8 protein-coding genes are annotated in these 16,423 nt (G+C 71.0%); all 8 read left to right on the top strand.

Annotation, left to right across the window (positions count from 1 at the left end):
* Positions 1-7: 7 nt before the first annotated feature.
* Genes HNR73_RS36455 through HNR73_RS36420 form a run of 8 tightly spaced genes read left to right on the top strand, consistent with a single transcriptional unit; the run spans position 8 to position 16,412 of the window.
* The gene (locus HNR73_RS36455) at positions 8-4,576 is read left to right on the top strand and encodes an SDR family NAD(P)-dependent oxidoreductase (protein ID WP_184792630.1); all 4,569 of its coding nucleotides are present in this window, start codon (positions 8-10) and stop codon (positions 4,574-4,576) included.
* A 56-nt stretch (positions 4,577-4,632) separates the two neighbouring features.
* Entirely contained in the window at positions 4,633-9,483 is a 4,851-nt protein-coding gene (locus HNR73_RS36450; protein ID WP_184792629.1) for an SDR family NAD(P)-dependent oxidoreductase, read from the top strand.
* Positions 9,484-9,508: 25 nt separating this feature from the next.
* Complete coding sequence (locus tag HNR73_RS36445) at positions 9,509-10,537, top strand: hypothetical protein (protein WP_184792628.1); 1,029 nt, start codon at positions 9,509-9,511, stop codon at positions 10,535-10,537.
* On the top strand, positions 10,527-12,485 hold the full coding sequence (locus HNR73_RS36440; RefSeq protein WP_184792627.1) for a beta-ketoacyl synthase N-terminal-like domain-containing protein: 1,959 nt from the start codon (positions 10,527-10,529) through the stop codon (positions 12,483-12,485). Before HNR73_RS36445 ends, HNR73_RS36440 begins: the two co-directional genes overlap by 11 nt.
* On the top strand, positions 12,482-13,231 hold the full coding sequence (locus HNR73_RS36435; RefSeq protein ID WP_184792626.1) for a thioesterase II family protein: 750 nt from the start codon (positions 12,482-12,484) through the stop codon (positions 13,229-13,231). Before HNR73_RS36440 ends, HNR73_RS36435 begins: the two co-directional genes overlap by 4 nt.
* Positions 13,221-14,162 carry an ABC transporter ATP-binding protein gene (locus tag HNR73_RS36430; protein ID WP_184792625.1) on the top strand — a complete coding sequence of 314 codons (942 nt, stop codon included), beginning with the start codon at positions 13,221-13,223 and terminating at the stop codon, positions 14,160-14,162. The genes HNR73_RS36435 and HNR73_RS36430 overlap by 11 nt, the downstream gene beginning before the upstream one ends.
* A gap of 4 nt (positions 14,163-14,166) precedes the next feature.
* Complete coding sequence (locus HNR73_RS36425) at positions 14,167-15,297, top strand: ABC transporter permease (protein WP_184792624.1); 1,131 nt, start codon at positions 14,167-14,169, stop codon at positions 15,295-15,297.
* Entirely contained in the window at positions 15,294-16,412 is a 1,119-nt protein-coding gene (locus HNR73_RS36420; protein WP_184792623.1) for an ABC transporter permease, read from the top strand. Before HNR73_RS36425 ends, HNR73_RS36420 begins: the two co-directional genes overlap by 4 nt.
* The last annotated feature ends 11 nt before the right edge of the window (positions 16,413-16,423 follow it).

Here is a 16,423-nt window from a genome sequence, read left to right as displayed (position 1 = left end):
GGCCCCGGTGGACGGTGTGAACCTCGACCGGCTGCTCGCCGAGATGGCCGGCGACGGCTTCGACCTCCCCGAGGCCGAACCCGATCCGCGCGAGCAGGGCGTGGCCGTCATCGGGATGTCGGCGCGCGTAGGCCCCACGGCGAGCCCCGAGGAGTTCTGGAACGCGCTGAAAGGCGGAGCCGACCTCATCGGCGGGTTCCCCGAGCGGCGCCGCGCCGACGCGGGGGAACTCAAGGCCGCAGCGGCGGGCGAACCACTCGGGCAGGCCCTCCCGTACGGCTACCTCGACCACATCGACCTCTTCGACCCCGAACGCTTCGCCATCGCCCCCGGTGAAGCGGCCCTGATGGACCCCCACCAGCGCCTGTTCCTCGCCGCGGCGATGACCTCCATCGAAGACGCCGGATACGGCGGCGACGCGCTGCGCGGCACCCGGACCGGCGTGTACCTCGCCTCGGGCGCGTCCCCGGGCCTGTACCTCGCCGGACACCGGCCCACCGACCCGGCCGCGGCCGGTATGGCCGCCGCGGGCACCGCCCACGCCGTGGCCGCCTCCCGCATCAGCCACTTCCTCGACCTGCGCGGCCCCGCCCTGCTCGTCGACACCGCCTGCTCCTCCTCGCTCGCGGCGGTGATCACGGCCTGCCGCGATCTGCGCGACGGCGTCGTCGACACCGCCGTGGCCGGCGGCGTGCGTGTCACGCTGATCCCGCCCGAGCACGCCGAACACCGCTTCGGCATCGAAGCCCCCTCCGGGCGCACCCGCGCCTTCTCCGGTGAGGCCGAAGGCACCGGCGGGGGAGAAGGCGTCATCGCCCTGGTCTTGAAGCCCCTCGCCGCGGCCATCGCCGACGGCGACCACGTGCACGGCGTGATCCGCGGCTGGGCGATGAACCAGGACGGTGCCTCGGCCGGCATCACCGCCCCCAACGCCGCCGCCCAGGCCGAGGTCATCCGCGACGCCTGGCGCGACGCGAACGTCGACCCGCTGTCGGTGAGCTACATCGAGGCGCACGGCACCGCCACCGCCCTCGGCGACCCGGTGGAGATCACCGGCCTCACCGAGGCCTTCGCCGCCTACACCGACCGGCGCCAGTTCTGCGCCCTGGGCTCGGTGAAGACCAACGTCGGGCACCTCGACGCCGCCGCCGGGATCACCGGACTGCTCAAGACCCTGCTGATGCTCAAACACCGCAGCATCCCGCCCTCGCTGCACTTCTCCACCCCCAACCCGCGCATCGACTTCGCCGACAGCCCCGTCCACCCGAGCGACCGTCTCCAGGACTGGACCGGCCCGTTCCCGCTGCGCGCCGGGGTCAGCTCCTTCGGCATCAGCGGCACCAACTGCCACGTCCTCGTCGAAGAGGCCCCAGCCCCCGCAGAACGCCACACCCACCCGCGCGAGGAGATCCTGGTCCTGTCGGCCCGCACGGCCACCGAACTCCACGCGTCCATCGGTGACCTGCACCGGCACCTGGCCGCCCACCCCGACCTCGACCTCGCCGACGTCTGCTTCACCGCCGGCACCGGCCGCGGCACCTACGAACACCGCGTCTGCTTCACCGCCGCCACCCGCACCGAACTCACCGAACGCATCGACGCCCACCTCACCGGGAAGGCCCACGACGACGTCCACACCGGATCGGTGCGCGTCGTCGCCGACGCCACCGGCCTCGGCGAGGGCTACATCGACGCCGACACCTGCCAACGCCTGTCGGACGAAGCCGCAAAGACCTGCCGCGACGCCGCACCCCGCACGAAACGCCGGACCGCCGTGCACGACCTGGCCAGGCTGTACACCACCGGCGCGCGTGTCCCCTGGGCCCGCCTGTACGAAGGCCGCGACCTGCGCCGGGTACCGCTGCCCGCCTACGACGGCAGCCCCCGCCGCATCTGGCGCCCCGCCCCCACCGCCGTCGCGGCCCCACCCGCGCCGAAACTGCACCCCCTCGTCCACCGCCACACCGTCGAAGGACGCGGCCTCGACGTCTTCGAATCGGAACTGTCGGCGCCCACCTGCTTCGAGCTCGGCGAGCACGTCATCAACGGCCGCCACGTCCTGGTCGGCACCGCCCTGGTCGAGATGGCGCAGTTCATCGCCGCCCGGGTGCTGGGCCGCCCACCGGTCCTGACGAACCTGCACTACCGCGATCCGCTGGTCACCGACGGCGAACAGACGCGCCGCCTCCAGTGCGTCGCCACCGGGACGAGCGAGAGCCTGACCCTGGAGTTCCGCAGCCGCCTGGCCGACGCCCCCGAATGGACCGAGCACTGCCGCGTCGACGCCACCCCCGCGCCCGGCGGCCCGGCACCGGCCGACATCGACCTCGCCGCGCTCCTGTCGCGCTGCGAACCGGTCCTCGAAGCGGTGTCCTACCACCGCGAGATGGTGCAGACCGAAGGCCGCCTGTGGCGCTCCTCGCGCGAGCTGTACTTCGGCGACGGCGGCGAGACCCTGCTGCGCTACGAGGCCGACCCCGCCACCAGTGCCGCCAAAGGCGCCTACACCCTCTTCCCGCCGATCCTCGACTCCGGCGTCAACCTCGGCCTGCTCCGCGAGAAGGAACCCTTCCTCCCGCTGGCCTTCGAACGCGCGGTCTTCGGCCGGGGCATGCCCGACGCCGGGTACTGCCTGATCGTCCCCACAGACCGGCGCGAGCAGTCGGGTGTGCGCACCTTTGACGCGACCTTCACCGACGTCGATGGCGCGGTCACCGGGACCGTCACCGGCTACTCGGTCGGACGCGTCCCCGACCCCGCCACCTTCCTCGCCGGGTCACCCGCGCGCCTCCACGAGATCACCTGGAAGCCCGCGACCGACACCGGCACCCCCGTGTCCGATGCCGACGCCACCGTCGTCCTCACCGACGGTCGACACCCCCTCGCCGAGCACCTCGCCGCCCGGGGCGCGGCCGTGCGCAGCCTCACCGAGGCCGCCGCCGACGAGAACTGGGCCGAACAGATCGCCCGCACCGGCGTACGCCGGATCGTCCACATCGTCGCCGCCGCCGAACCGACGGCGGACCCGGCCGCACTGCCCGACGAGGCCCTGCGGCCCGTCTTCGACCTCATCCGGGCGCTCGCCCTGCGCTCGCTACCCGAACCGGTGGACTACGCGATCGTCACCCGCGACGGGCAGTGCGTTCTCGGCGAGGACGTCCCCGACCCCGCCGCCCGCGCGGTCGCCGCCGCGGCGACCTGTCTCGACGCCGAGTACGCCAACATCCGCCTGCGGGTCATCGACACCGACGACGCGGCGCCAGCCGACGTCGCCGCCGCGCTGCTCGGTCCACGCCGCCGCACCGTCGTCGCCGTCCGCGACGGCCGCGTCTTCCAGCCGGCGGTCACCGCGCTTCCGGCGACCACCGCCCCCTCGGTCTTCGCCGTCCTCGACGGGACCGTCGTGGTCACCGGCGGCACCGGCGGCATGGGCCTGGCTTTGGCCGCCCACCTCACCGCCGCCAACCCCGGCGTGCGGGTGGCGCTGCTCAACCGCCGCCACGACGACCGCGACACCAGCACGCTCCCGGCCGAGATCGCCTCGGTCCTCGACGCGCTCGGCGACGCGCGCGGCCGCGTCGGCCTGTGGCGCGCCGACGTCACCGACGGCCCGGACCTCGAAGCCCGCCTCGACGAGATCAGAGCGGCCCACGGCCCCATCACCGGCGTCGTGCACGCCGCCGGTCTGCCCGGCGACGGCTTCGCCATCACCAAGACCTGGGAGGAGTTCGCCCGCGTGCTGGCACCCAAGACCGCCGGTGTGCGGCTCCTCGACCGCGCCACCCGCGCCGACCCGCTGCGCTTCTTCGCGCTGTGCTCGTCGATGACGGCCGTCCTGGGCGCACCCGGGCAGAGCGACTACGCCGCCGCCAACGCCTACCTCGACGCCTACGCCGCCCGGATGCGCGCCGAAGGCCGCCCGGCGCTGGCCGTGGGCTGGACCGGCTGGCGCGACTCCGGCATGGCCTGGCGGCACGGCATCACCGGCACCGGGCAGCTCACCGCCTTCGTCGGCGACACCGAAGGCTGCGCCCTGCTCGACGAGGCGCTCACCGCCGCCGGCGCACACGTCCTCGCCGGTGCCTTCGTCGGCGAGGAGGTCCGCCGCCGTCGCGCCGAGATCGGCGAACTCATCGACCTTCCCGGAGCCGCCGAGGCGGCCACGGGCACCGCCCCGCCGGCAACCGAGACCGTCGACTTCGACGACCTGACCGTCCGCGGACTCCCCGCCCGGCAACTCACCGGCGTCCAGCGGGCCGTGACCGTCGCCTGGTGCACCACCCTCGACACCCGCGAGGTCGACGTCCACGACCTCTTCTTCGAGTCGGGCGGCAACTCGCTGCTCGCCTCGCGCCTGCAACTCGAACTCGACCGGCGCTTCCCCGGCGTGGTCAACATCGCCGACATCTTCGCCTACCCGACGGTCGTGCAGCTCAGCGACCACGTCACCGCCAAGACCGCGCCGCCCGCGCCGGTCGCCGCCCGGCGGCCCGCGCCGGCCGCCTCCTCGCTGTCCGATCTGCTCGACGACTTCCTCGCGGGCAAGGTCAGCATCCAGGAGGTCGTCGACTCGTGACCTCACCGCTCCCGTCCGACCAACGCCCGCAGAACCGCCTAGAAGGAGCCGACAGCATGAAGGCCGTGAGGCACGTGATCCTTGAGAAGCTCGCCGAGGGCGCGCTGTCCAAGCAGGACGCGGTGGAGGCCCTCGAAGCGCTCTCGGACGGGCAGGGCCCGGCCGCGGCGGAGATCGCCGTGATCGGGATGTCCTGCCGCCTGCCGATGTCGCCCGACGTCGGCCACTACTGGGACAACCTGCTCGGCAACCGCAACTGCTACGTGTCGAAACCGGCCGACAAGCTCCTTGAGGAGCAGGTCTTCGCCAACCCGCACTACGCCGAGTTCTACGACCACGTCCACCACACCGAGGCCTCCGAGGACCTCGAACGCTTCGTGGGCGCCTACCTCCACGACATCGACAAGTTCGACGCCCGCTTCTTCGGGATCACCCCGCACGAGGCGGCGGGCATGGACCCGCAGCACCGGGTCTTCCTCGAACAGGCGTGGAGCGCGCTGGAGGACGCCGGTTACCCCGGTGAGAAGATGCGCGGCAGCCGCACCGGCTGCTTCGTCGGCCGCGACGGCACGAACTCCAACTACTACCGGTACATGATCCAGTTCGACCGCAACCAGCTCAGCGGCGTCTGGGAGGGCATCCTCGCCAGCCGGATCAACTACCACCTCGACCTGCGCGGCCCCGCCTACGTCGTCGACACCGCCTGCTCCTCCAGCCTCGTGGCGATGCACATGGCCATCCAGGCACTGCACAACGGCGAGTGCGACATGGCCATCGCCGGCGGCATCACCTTGAGCTACAAGGGCGCCGACACCGACCACGTCGACATCGACGACATCATGGTCCGCACGGCCACACCCGGCGCGGTCGTCGCCCCCGACAACCGGGTCCGCGCCTTCGACGCCAAGGCCTCGGGCTCGGTGTTCGGTGAAGGCGCCGGTGCGCTGATCCTCAAGCCGCTCAAGGCCGCCGAACGCGACGGCGACCACATCTACGGCGTCATCGCCGCCACCGCCACCAACAACGATGGCGCCTCCAACGGTGTCACCGCGCCCAACCCGCGCGCCCAGGAGGAGCTCGTCCTCGACGCCTGGCGGCGCGCCGGCATCGACGGTGGCGAGGTCGAGTACGTCGAGACGCACGGCACCGGGACCCCGCTGGGCGACCCGATCGAGGTACTCGGGCTGACCAACGCCTTCGCGCGGGTCACCGACCGCAAGCAGATCTGCGGTATCGGCTCGGTCAAGAGCAACATCGGCCACACCGTCGGCGCCGCCGGCATCGCCAACGTCATCAAGGTTCTGCTGTCGATGAAGAACGAGGTCATCCCGGCCAGCCTGAACTTCGAAGAACCCAACCCGCACATCGACTTCGTCAACTCGCCGGTCTACGTCGTCGACCGCAACACCCCCTGGCCGCAGCGCGACACCCCCCGCTACGCCGGGGTGAGCGGCTTCGGGTTCAGCGGCACCAACGCCCACGTGATCCTCAAAGACCACCGGCCCTCCGCACGGCCCGACGACACCGAGCGCCGCCCGCGCGTCTTCACCGTCTCGGCCAAGACCGCCGAGGCCTTCGCCGCCTACCTCGACTCCTACGACCGTTACCTCAACGCTGAACCCGCGCGTTTCGAAGACGTCTGCTTCACCGCCACCTGCGGCCGGGACCACTTCACCCACCGCCTGGCGATCGTGGCGTCCACCATGGACGAACTCGTCGCGAAGTTCAACGCCTGCCGCGACGCCGGCTGGGCCGAGAACCCCTCGCGTGGCGTGTTCGTCGGCGCCCACCGCGTGGTCTCCGACCGCAAGAGCGACCTCGCCCGCGGCGACATCAAGGAGAGCGCCCTGGGCGACCTCAACGCCGACAGCGCCGCCCGCGTCAAGTCCGTCCTGGCCGCCGAGGGCCTGTCACGGACCATGACCACCACCGAACTGGCCCGCGACTACGTGCGCGGCGCCCAGATCCCCTTCGACGAACTCGCCGGCCCCGAGGCCAACCGCGTCCCCCTGCCCGGCTACCCCTTCGAGCGCACCCGCCACTGGGGTGAGCCGCGCACCACGCGCCTGACCGCCGCCGACTCCACCACCGGCGAGCGCGCCGCGACCGGTGCGCCGGTGGCGCAGCCGCTGGTGACCCGCCAGGTCGTCGACACGCAGTCGGTGAGCGTCTATGAGGCCGACCTGTCGATGCGTGAGCACTGGGCGGTGCGCGACCACATCGTGATGAGCAAGAACCTCATCGCCGGGTCGGTGTTCGTCGAGCTGATCACCGAGACGCTGCGCGCCCACTTCGGTGTCGAGCGGATCGCCATCGACGAGCTGGTGTTCCAGGCACCGCTGATCCTCGACGAGAACACCGACGCCACCGCGCAGATCATCGTCCGCGACGAGGACGGCCGCGCCGCCGTCGAGGTCGTCAGCCGTGTCGAACCCGGCGACGGGACGTGGACCGTCCACGCCCACGGGCACGGCCGCGCGCACACCGAGGAGCCGGCGGGGGAGCACCCGACGCTCGCCGAACTGCTCGCCGACCCCGATTTGGAGAGGCGCAGTTTCCCGCCGCTGACCCAGTTCGGTCCCACCTGGCGCAACCTCACCGCCGCGCTGCGGTCGACCCGTGACCCCGAGGTCTGCTACGGCGTCATGGAACTCCCCGAGGAGTACCACGACCAGATCGGGCGCTTCCCGATGCACCCGGCGCTGCTGGACAACGCGGTGTCGATCGTGCCGTTCCTGGTGTTCATGTCGCCGATCGTGTACCTGCCGATGCTCTACACCGGGTTGACGATGCACCGGCCGCTGCCGGCGCGGTTCTACTGCAAGAGCGAGCGGACCTCGGGCCGGCGCACCGAGTTGATGAGCTTCAAGACCACGTTGATCGACGAGGACGGCAACACCATCGCCTCGATCGACCAGTACGCGATGAAGCGCATCGCGCAGATGGACGACTTCGTCGCCAGTTCCTACTACGGGGTCGGATGGCGCCCCGAGGGTGCGCTTCCCGCCAGTGAGGCGGCGAGCGGGCCGGTGCTGGTCGTCGGGGACGCCGGGCCGCACATGGACGCCGTCCTGGCCAGGTTGTCCGATGCCGAGGTGCACCGGATCGTGTTCGCCGGGCGGCGTTCGGTCCCCTCGGCGCACCTGGTGACCACCGAGCCGACCGCCGAGGGCGTGGCCTGGGCACTGGCCGAACTCGGTGTGGGTGCCTTGGCGCGGGTCGTCGACCTGACCTCGGCGCGGCCCGGGAGACGCGAGCTCACCGAGGTGGAGGTGACCCGGGGCCTTGAGCTGGGCCTGCGGGGGTTCACCGCATTGGTCAAGGGCCTGATGACGCACTGCAAGGGCCGTGTCGAGGTCGCCGTGGTCGCCGACCACGCCGACCAGGTCACCGGCGACGAACCGTTCGTCGACGCCGCCCACGCCGCTCAGCTGGCGATGATCCGTTCCCTGCGTCACGAGGCGCCCAACCTCGTGTTCACCGCCGTCGACATCGACGCCGAGACCCCCGCCGACGTCGTCGCCGCCGAGGTTCTGGCCACTGTTCCCGGGCGGGTGTCGGTCGCGCTGCGCAAGGGCGAGCGGCATGTTCCGCAGCTGGAGGAGCGCACCCTCGACCGTGACGTGCTGCGGCCGGTGGATGTCACCGATGAGGGTTTCTACCTCGTCACCGGTGGCGCCGGTTCGCTCGGTTCGGCCGCGGCGGCGCTGCTGTCCTACATCGACAAGGCGAACTTCGTCCTGGTCAGCCGCCGTCCGCTGCCCGATCGCGCCGAGTGGGAGGGGATCCTCGCCGCCGAGCCGGGCGGTAAGACCGCCCAGGTCATCGAGAACATCCTCGATGTCGAAGACCACGACGGTGTGGCCGAACTCGCCTGCGCCGACATCGCCGACATCGCCGCGACGCGTGAGCTCGTCGAGCGGATGCGTGCGAAGTACGGGCCGGTGCGCGGCATCGTGCACGCCGCCGGTGTCGCCGGGGACGGGTTCTTGTACTCGAAGTCGCCCGAGGAGTTCGACCGTGTCCTCGCGCCGAAGGTCACCGGGCTGCGCAATCTGCTGGCCGCCCTCGACGGCGATCGCCCGGACTTCGTGATCACCTTCTCGTCGATGACGGCGATCCTGGGTGGTCCCGGCCAGTCCGACTACGCCGCGGCGAACGCGTTCATGGACGCCACGGTCCTTCAGCTGCGCAAGAGCGGCCTCAACGCCAAGTCGATCAACTGGCCGGGGTGGCGCGAGACGGGCATGGCCAAGGACAACGGGCTCGGTGACACCGAGGCCTTCTTCGACAGCCTCACCACCCAGTCGGGCATCGCCGCTTTCAACGCCGTGCTCGTCCACGACGTCACCGGCATCGTCCCCGGTGCGTTGAACGCCGGGCTGTTCTCCGCGGTGGGCGAGGACTGGTTCCCCTTCGCCTACTCCGGCCCGATCGACCGGGTCGTGCGCCGGCACGCCGCGAACCGGCCCGACCCGGCCACCGGCGAGGGTGGTCGCGCGCCGGTCGACGTGGAGAACATCGCGCTGCTGGGCAAGCCCGCCGAGGAGTTCACCGAGACCGAACGCGCGGTGGCCTACATCTACGCCTCGGTCCTGGGGCTGGAGGAGATCGACATCTTCGACAGCTTCACCGCCCTTGGCGGCGATTCGATCTCGGCGACGGCGGTGATGAAGGCCCTCAACGCGCGCTTCGACGACGTCCTCAACATCTCCGACATGTTCACCTACGCCACACCCGACGAGATGGCCGCGCGTCTGACCGAACTCACCGGCGCCGCCACCGAGGCCGAGCCCGCGGCCGCCGAAGCGCCGCGGGAGTCCTATGAGGACATGCTCACCAAGCTGGAGAGCGGCGACATCGACGCCGACTCGCTGATCACGTTCCTGGCCGACGAGAAGCGCTGAGCGACGGAAACCGGGAGACGACGACGTGCGACTGGCGGTGCTGTTCCCCGACGTGGACTCCTTCCACGTCGGGATGGGCCTCGAACTCTTCGAGCAGAACGACGCGGTGTGGGAGGCCGTCCGCGAACACGACCGGCGGCTGACGACGGTGCTGGAGGACGCGATCTGGTACGGCGGCCCCGACGCCCGCGAGCTCGGTGAGACCGAGCGGGCCACGGCCGTGCTCGCGCTGGGTGTGGGCTTCTACGGTGCCTTCCGGGAGCGTTACGGCGTTCCCGGGCACGTCTTCGTCGGCAAGGGCGTCGGTTATCTCGCCGCGCTGGTCGTGGCCGGTGGTCTCGAACTGGACAACGCGCTGCGTGTCGTGCGCGGTGAGCGGGTGCGCGGGAAGTGGTTTCGGCGCATCGCCCGCGATGTGTTCGAGGCGAGCGGTCCGGCGCCGACCCGGGACCGTCCGGGGATGTTGCGCACCGCCGCCGGTTTGACGTGTGGCGCTCCGATCGACGCCGCGGCCCTCGTCGAGCGGATCGGTGCGGCCGGTGCCGACACGGTCCTGGAGATCGGGCCGGGTGCCGTGCTGGCCGACGCGGTGCGGCCGCTGCTGCCCGAGGACGTCGTGCTCGGTGCCTTCGACGTGCCGCGCAACGCCCATGTCGTCTTGGACAACCTCAACATCGGCAAGTACTTCAATGCCCGTTTCCTCGCCGAGCGCGTCCTCGGTGAGATCGCCGGGACGCGCGACCGGCGTGGCACGCCCGAGAGCCGGGCCGCGGTCAACGAGCTGGCCCGCCGGGTCAAGCGCCTGATCGCCGAGGCCGGGCTGAGCGAGGACCCGGCGCCGGTGGTCTCCCGCGCCGACGCCGCGGTGATCCGCACGCTGACCCGCTGCTGGATGGACAACGGCCTCCACAAGGGACACAGCCCCGACGAGATCGACGCCTCGCTGCGTGCGCTGGAGGGCGAGCTGCTGTTGCCCGTGCGGCGCATCGGCGGCGCCGACGTCCATGCCTACGCCGCTTTCCGCCAGACGGGAGAACTCCGCCGTGCAGCCTGACATCGCCGATCTGGTCCTCAACGGTCTGCGCGACGGATCGGTCTCACGCGAGACGGCCGTGAAGATCCTGCGCAAGCTCAACGAGCGTGTTCCCGTCGCCGTGATCGGGATGGGCGCGCGGGCCTTCGACACCGACGACTACCAGGAGGTCTGGCGGACCGTCCGGGAGGAGCGCAGCACGATCCGCCGTGCGCCCGTCGTTCGCGGGCGGCAGGTCGCGCCGGTGGCGCCGCCGGGCATGTGCGCCCGGCCCCGGCAGTTCGCCAAGGGCTCCTACATCGACGACATCCAGCGCTTCGACCATGACCTGTTCGGCTTCGACGCCGACGCCGGGGCGCATCTGTTCCCGCAGGGGCGCATCGCGCTGGAGACGGCGTTTCGGGCGCTGGAGGACGCCGGGCTGATGGGGGAGTACTCCCGTGGGCACCGCACGGGCGTCTACGTCGGTTTCAACTACACCAAGGACCAGCTCCAGTCCTATCTCGGCTTGGCCATGAAGGCCACGCACTACGCCGAACCGGTCAGCGAGATGCTCGGCAACTGGACCAGTGGCATGGCCACCAGGGTCGCGTTGGCCTTCGATCTGCGCGGCCCGGCCTACACCATCGACGCCAGTTGCCCCTCGTCGATGGCGGCGATGATCTCGGCGTGTGAGGCCGTCCGGCGCGGGTCCTGCGACACCGCCCTGGCCGGGGGGCTCTACCTCGATCTGACGCCGGTGCGGGTCTACAACAGTCCCGGCCTGTTCGTCGCGCCCACCGAGGGCAGCGTCACCAAGCTCTTCGACCGCCGCAACGTTGGCTCCTTCCACGGGGAGTACGCCGGTTTCGTCGTCGTCAAACGCCTCGACCGGGCCATCGAGGACGGTGACGCCGTCCACGGCGTCATCCACGGCTGGTCGCACAACAACAACGGCAGCGAGGGCAAGTTCGACCAGGCCGCCCCCAGCGGTGTCGCCCGCGCGATGGAGGACCTGATCCGCTCCAGCGGCGTCGAGGCCGAAGACGTCGGCCTGCTCATCGCCGAGGGCTACACCCACGCCATGGAGGAGGCCCTGGAGACCCTCGGGTTGTCCAACGGGCTGCGGGAGTTCACGCAGAAGAGCCAGTTCTGCGCCTTGACGGCCCTCACCGGCAACCTCGGCTACCTCCACTCGGCCATCGGCGTGGCGAACCTGACCGTGCTGCTCCAGGCCCTGCGCGACCGCAAGATCCCGGCCGTGCCGCACTTCGACACCCCCACCGACCTGATGAACCTCATCGACACCCCCTTCTACGTGCCCACCGAGACCCGCGACTGGGAGCCCTCGGCGAACGGGAAACGGCTCGGCGTCGTCTACTGCTACGGCTTCGGCGGCAGCAACACCCTCCTGGCCGTCGGCCCGGCACCCGACCCCGTCGAGGCCCCGGTGGGCGACGGCGAGGACGAGCACGGCGAGCTGCCCTACTGCGTCTCGGCGACCGACGCCGACTCCTTCCACGCCAAGATCACCGCCGATCTCGCCTTCGCCGAACAGGCCAAGGACGGCGACTTCGCCGCGCTCTGCCACACCAGCAGCTGCCGTCAGTACCAGCACGGCCGCTTCCGCCTGGCCGTGGCCGCACGTGATCGCGAAGGACTCGTCGACGCGCTGCGCGCCTACCTGTCCGACGCTCCCCACCCCGACAACCTCTGGGAGGGCAGGGACCTCACGACCCGGGGCCGCCGCGCGTCCGTCCCGGCCGGGAAACGCGGCGTCCGCGAGCTCGCCGCGGCCTTCGCGCAGGGCGCGACACCGGAGATGACCGCCCTGTTCCCGCCCGGAGCGCGCCGGATGATCCGCCTTCCGCGCTACCGGATGAACCGGGTGCGCTGCTGGGTCGACCCCGTGCCCCTCAAGCTCCACCAGCGCGCCCGCATGATCCTCGGGATGATCGCCGCCAGCCGCAGTAAGGGGAGGGCCTCGTGACCGCCACACAGCTGTTCTGCGTTCCCCACGCGGGCGGGTCGGCCACCGCCTTCTACAAGTGGCGGCGGCTGCTCCCGGCGGGCATCGACGTCCAGCCCATCGAGCTGCCCGGTCGCGGTCCCCGCCTCGGTGAGCCCTTGACGACCGACGCGGTCGCGGCCGGCGCCGACGTCGCCGAACACATCCTCGGTCTGCGCCGCCCGGGGGTCCCCTACGCGATCTGGGGACACAGCATGGGCACCCTGATCACCTACGAGGCCTACTACGCGCTGCGGGAACGCACCGACGACCTGCCCGGTCACCTGGTCTTCAGCGGCCGCCAGGCACCCCATGCCGACCGTGAGACCACCGAACTGCACAAGATCGCCGACGACGACGCGTTCATCGCCGCCCTGGAGGTCTACGGCGGCGGAACCCGCGAAGCCCTGGCCGACCCGGGCCTGCGCGAGTTGTTCCTGCCCGTCCTGCGCGCCGACTTCGCACTGTCGGAGACCTATGCGTGGACGCCCCGGGCCGCCGACGTGCACTGCCCGATGACGATCGTCAACGGCCGCCGCGACGCCACCGTCGACCACACCCGCCTGTCGGCGTGGGACGAGCTGACCACGGCGGGCGTGGACTACCGCACCGCCGACGGCGACCACTTCTTCCTCTACACCGACCAGCCGCTGGTGAACTCCGTCGCCGCGGACGTGCACGCACGCCTCGCGACCGCCGCAACCGAAAGGACCGTCCGTGATCATTGAGGCCGAGGACCTGCGCAAGTCCTTCAAGGCGACCAAGGCCGTCGCCGGTGTCAGCCTCGCGATCGGCGAAGGCGAGACCGTCGGCCTCCTCGGCCCCAACGGCGCCGGCAAGTCCACCACCCTCAACCTCCTGCTCGGGCTGGTCACCGCCGACACCGGACAGGTCCGGATCCTCGGCGAGGACACCCGGCGCCTGTCGGATGAGGCCCGCCGTGCCATCGGCTTCGTCCCGCAGGAGTACGCGTTCTTCCCCGAACTGTCGGGCCTGGCCAACGTCACCTACTGGGCCCGCCTCTACGGCCTGCGCCGCCGCGCGCTGGACACCGCCGTCCGCGACGCGCTGGAGTTCACCGGCCTGTGGGACCGCCGCAAGGACGCCGCCAAGACCTACTCCGGAGGCATGCAGCGGCGCCTGAACATCTCCTGCGGCATCGTGCACAACCCGAAGCTGCTGATCATGGACGAGCCGACCGTCGGTGTCGACCCCCAGTCCCGCAACCACATCCTCGACTCGGTGCGCACGCTGAGCGCGGGCGGCGCCACGATCGTCTACACCTCCCACTACATGGAGGAGATCCAGGCTCTCTGCGACCGCGTCGTCATCATGGACGGCGGGAAGGTCGTCGCCGACGGTGCCCTGGAGAAGGTCATCCGCGACAACACCGACGAACGCGTCGTACTCCTGGAGACACCCAGCCCCGAAGCCGCCCGCGACGCCACCGACCAGATCCTGCGCCACGGCCTGCTCGCCGCGGCCGAGACCGACGTGGAAGGCTCCACCGTCGTCCTGCGCCTGCCGCCCGACGCCGACTTCAACGACCTCGCCGCCCGCGTCCTCGCCCTCGGCCTGACCCTGGAGAGCATCGGCGAGCGCCGCCCGTCCCTGGAGACGGTGTTTTTGACCCTCACCGGCAAGAAGCTGCGGGACTGAGACGATGCGCATCCTCCTCACCCACTTCCGTTTCGCCCTGCTCAAGGCATGGGCGGAGAAGCGCACCCCGCTGATGCGGCTGGGCCTTTTCGTCGGCATCACCTTCGTGCTCGGCACCGCGTTCAGCTCCTCCTTTCAGCAGGAGGACTTCGGCAAGGCCGCCGTCGGCTACCTCTCCGAGGACGCCGGCACCGGCGGCGACGCCTATTTCCAGCAGCTCACCGCCACCCCCGCCTTCGCCGGGGTCGCCACTTTCGAGGACGTCGCGTCCTTCGACGAGGGCCGCCGCCGCGTCGCCGACGGCGAACTCGCCGCGCTGCTCCACGTCACCGCCGACTACAGCGCCGACCTGGCCGCTGGCGGCGGGCACGCCACCGTCCACGTCTACGGCGAGAAGTACTCCGGTGTCGACGCCATCATCGTCCGCGCCGTCGTCGACGGCTTCAACTACGGCGCCAACACCGCCCGCGCCGTCGACGCCCTCGGCGAGACCCTCCCCGACGGGGCACTGACCGGCACCGCGCTCGACGTCGAGACCGTCGGGCAGACCCGGGAGATGACCGCCCTGACCTACTACGCGGTCGGCATGCTGCTGTTCCTGCTGCTGTTCGGCGCGGAGTTCGGGTCCTTCGGTGTCAGCGAGGAGCACCTGGGGGCGCTGGCGTCCCGGACCAGGCTGGCGCCCCAGCGGACCTGGCAGATGTTCACCGGCAAACTCGCCGCCTTCAGCCTGGTCACCCTCGCCCAGGGCGGCCTCTACGTCCTGATCACCGGGGTGTTGCTCGACGTGCGCTGGGGTGACATACCCGTGGTGATGCTCGTCGTGTTCAGCTTCGGCGCGCTGGCGATCGCGCTGGGCATGACCCTGATGCTCGCCACCGGCGACATGAAGAAGACCACCGGCCTGATCCAGGTGTGCCTGATCGGGTTCACCTTCCTCGGCGGCGGATTCATCGCCACCGGCTTCGGCGGCGCCGAACAGATCTCGCCGAACACCTATGCCCGCGACGCGCTGTTCGGCGCCATCTTCGGCGACCAGCTCGCCACGACCTGGCGCAACGTCGGCGTCCTGTGGGCCGTCGTGGCCGTCCTCGGCGTCGTCGGCGTCCTCATGAGCCGGAGGAAGACGGCATGACGATCCTGAAAAACAACCTGCGCCGCATGCTCGGCAAGAAGTCCAGCTGGGTGTACCTGCTGCTCATCCCGATCGCCTTGAACATCGGCATCGTGGCCATCAGCTCCCAGCAGGCCACCTGGGTCATCGGCGTCCACGACGAGGACGGCACCGCCCTGACCGCCGCCTTCACCGACACCTTCGGCCGCGACAGCGACATCGTGCCCGTCGCCGACCCCGGCACCTGGCAGGACGACCTGCTCGCGGCCGACTACGACATGCTCGTGGTCTTCCCCGCCGGGCACACCGCCGCCGTCATCGCCGGTGACGCGCCCGCCACCGAGGTCCATGTCCGCGGCGACAACAACCGCACCGACTCCCTCCAGGCCCGGGTGGGCGCCTTCCTCAACGGCGTCAACGCCGTCGGCACCGCCGCCGACGGCGACGCCGCCCGCTTCGACACCGGACTGCGCGAATACCTGACGCAGAAGTACGACGCGGAGTACACCAACTTCGCCGACGGCAGCGCCGAAGACGTCTCCCGCGCGGTGTCCACACTGGGGTACCTCGCCTTCGGGCTCATGATGATGATGGGCTCGGCGGCCGGCCTGCTGCTGGAGGACCGCAAACGCGGCGTCTTCGACCGCGTGCGCACCACCCCGCTACGGCAGTCGTCGTACTTCCTGCAGTACTTCGCCAGCATGGGCGTCATCGCCGCCGTGCAGCTCGTCGCGGTTCTGGCGATCATCCCCTTCGCCACCGGCATCACCTACGGCTCGACACCCGGCCAGGTCGGCGGCGTCATCGCCGCGACCTTGTGCTTCGCCGCCTTCTGCGTCGCCAAGAGCATGCTCGTCTACCGCTTCGCGCCCTCGACGATCGTCGCGGCCACCGTCAACTCCCTCATCGACCTGCCGATGCTCATGATCGGCGGCGCGCTGTGGCCGCGCGACATCATGCCCGACGCGCTGCAACGCGTCGGCGACTACCTCCCGACCCACTGGTACCTCAACGCCGGTGAACTCGCCGTCAACGGCGCGAGCGTCCAGACCCTCGCCACACCGCTGGCCCTCCTGCTCGGCGCCTCGGCGGTCCTCGTCCTGGGGTTCACCATCCGCGCCCGGCGATTCCGATGAAAGGAAGAGGA

It is taken from the genome of Phytomonospora endophytica (assembly GCF_014202425.1).
In the GTDB taxonomy this organism is placed as follows: domain Bacteria; phylum Actinomycetota; class Actinomycetes; order Mycobacteriales; family Micromonosporaceae; genus Phytomonospora; species Phytomonospora endophytica.
The sequence above is the reverse complement of the archived record's forward strand: the minus strand, read 5'-3'. Positions and strand labels throughout refer to the sequence as shown.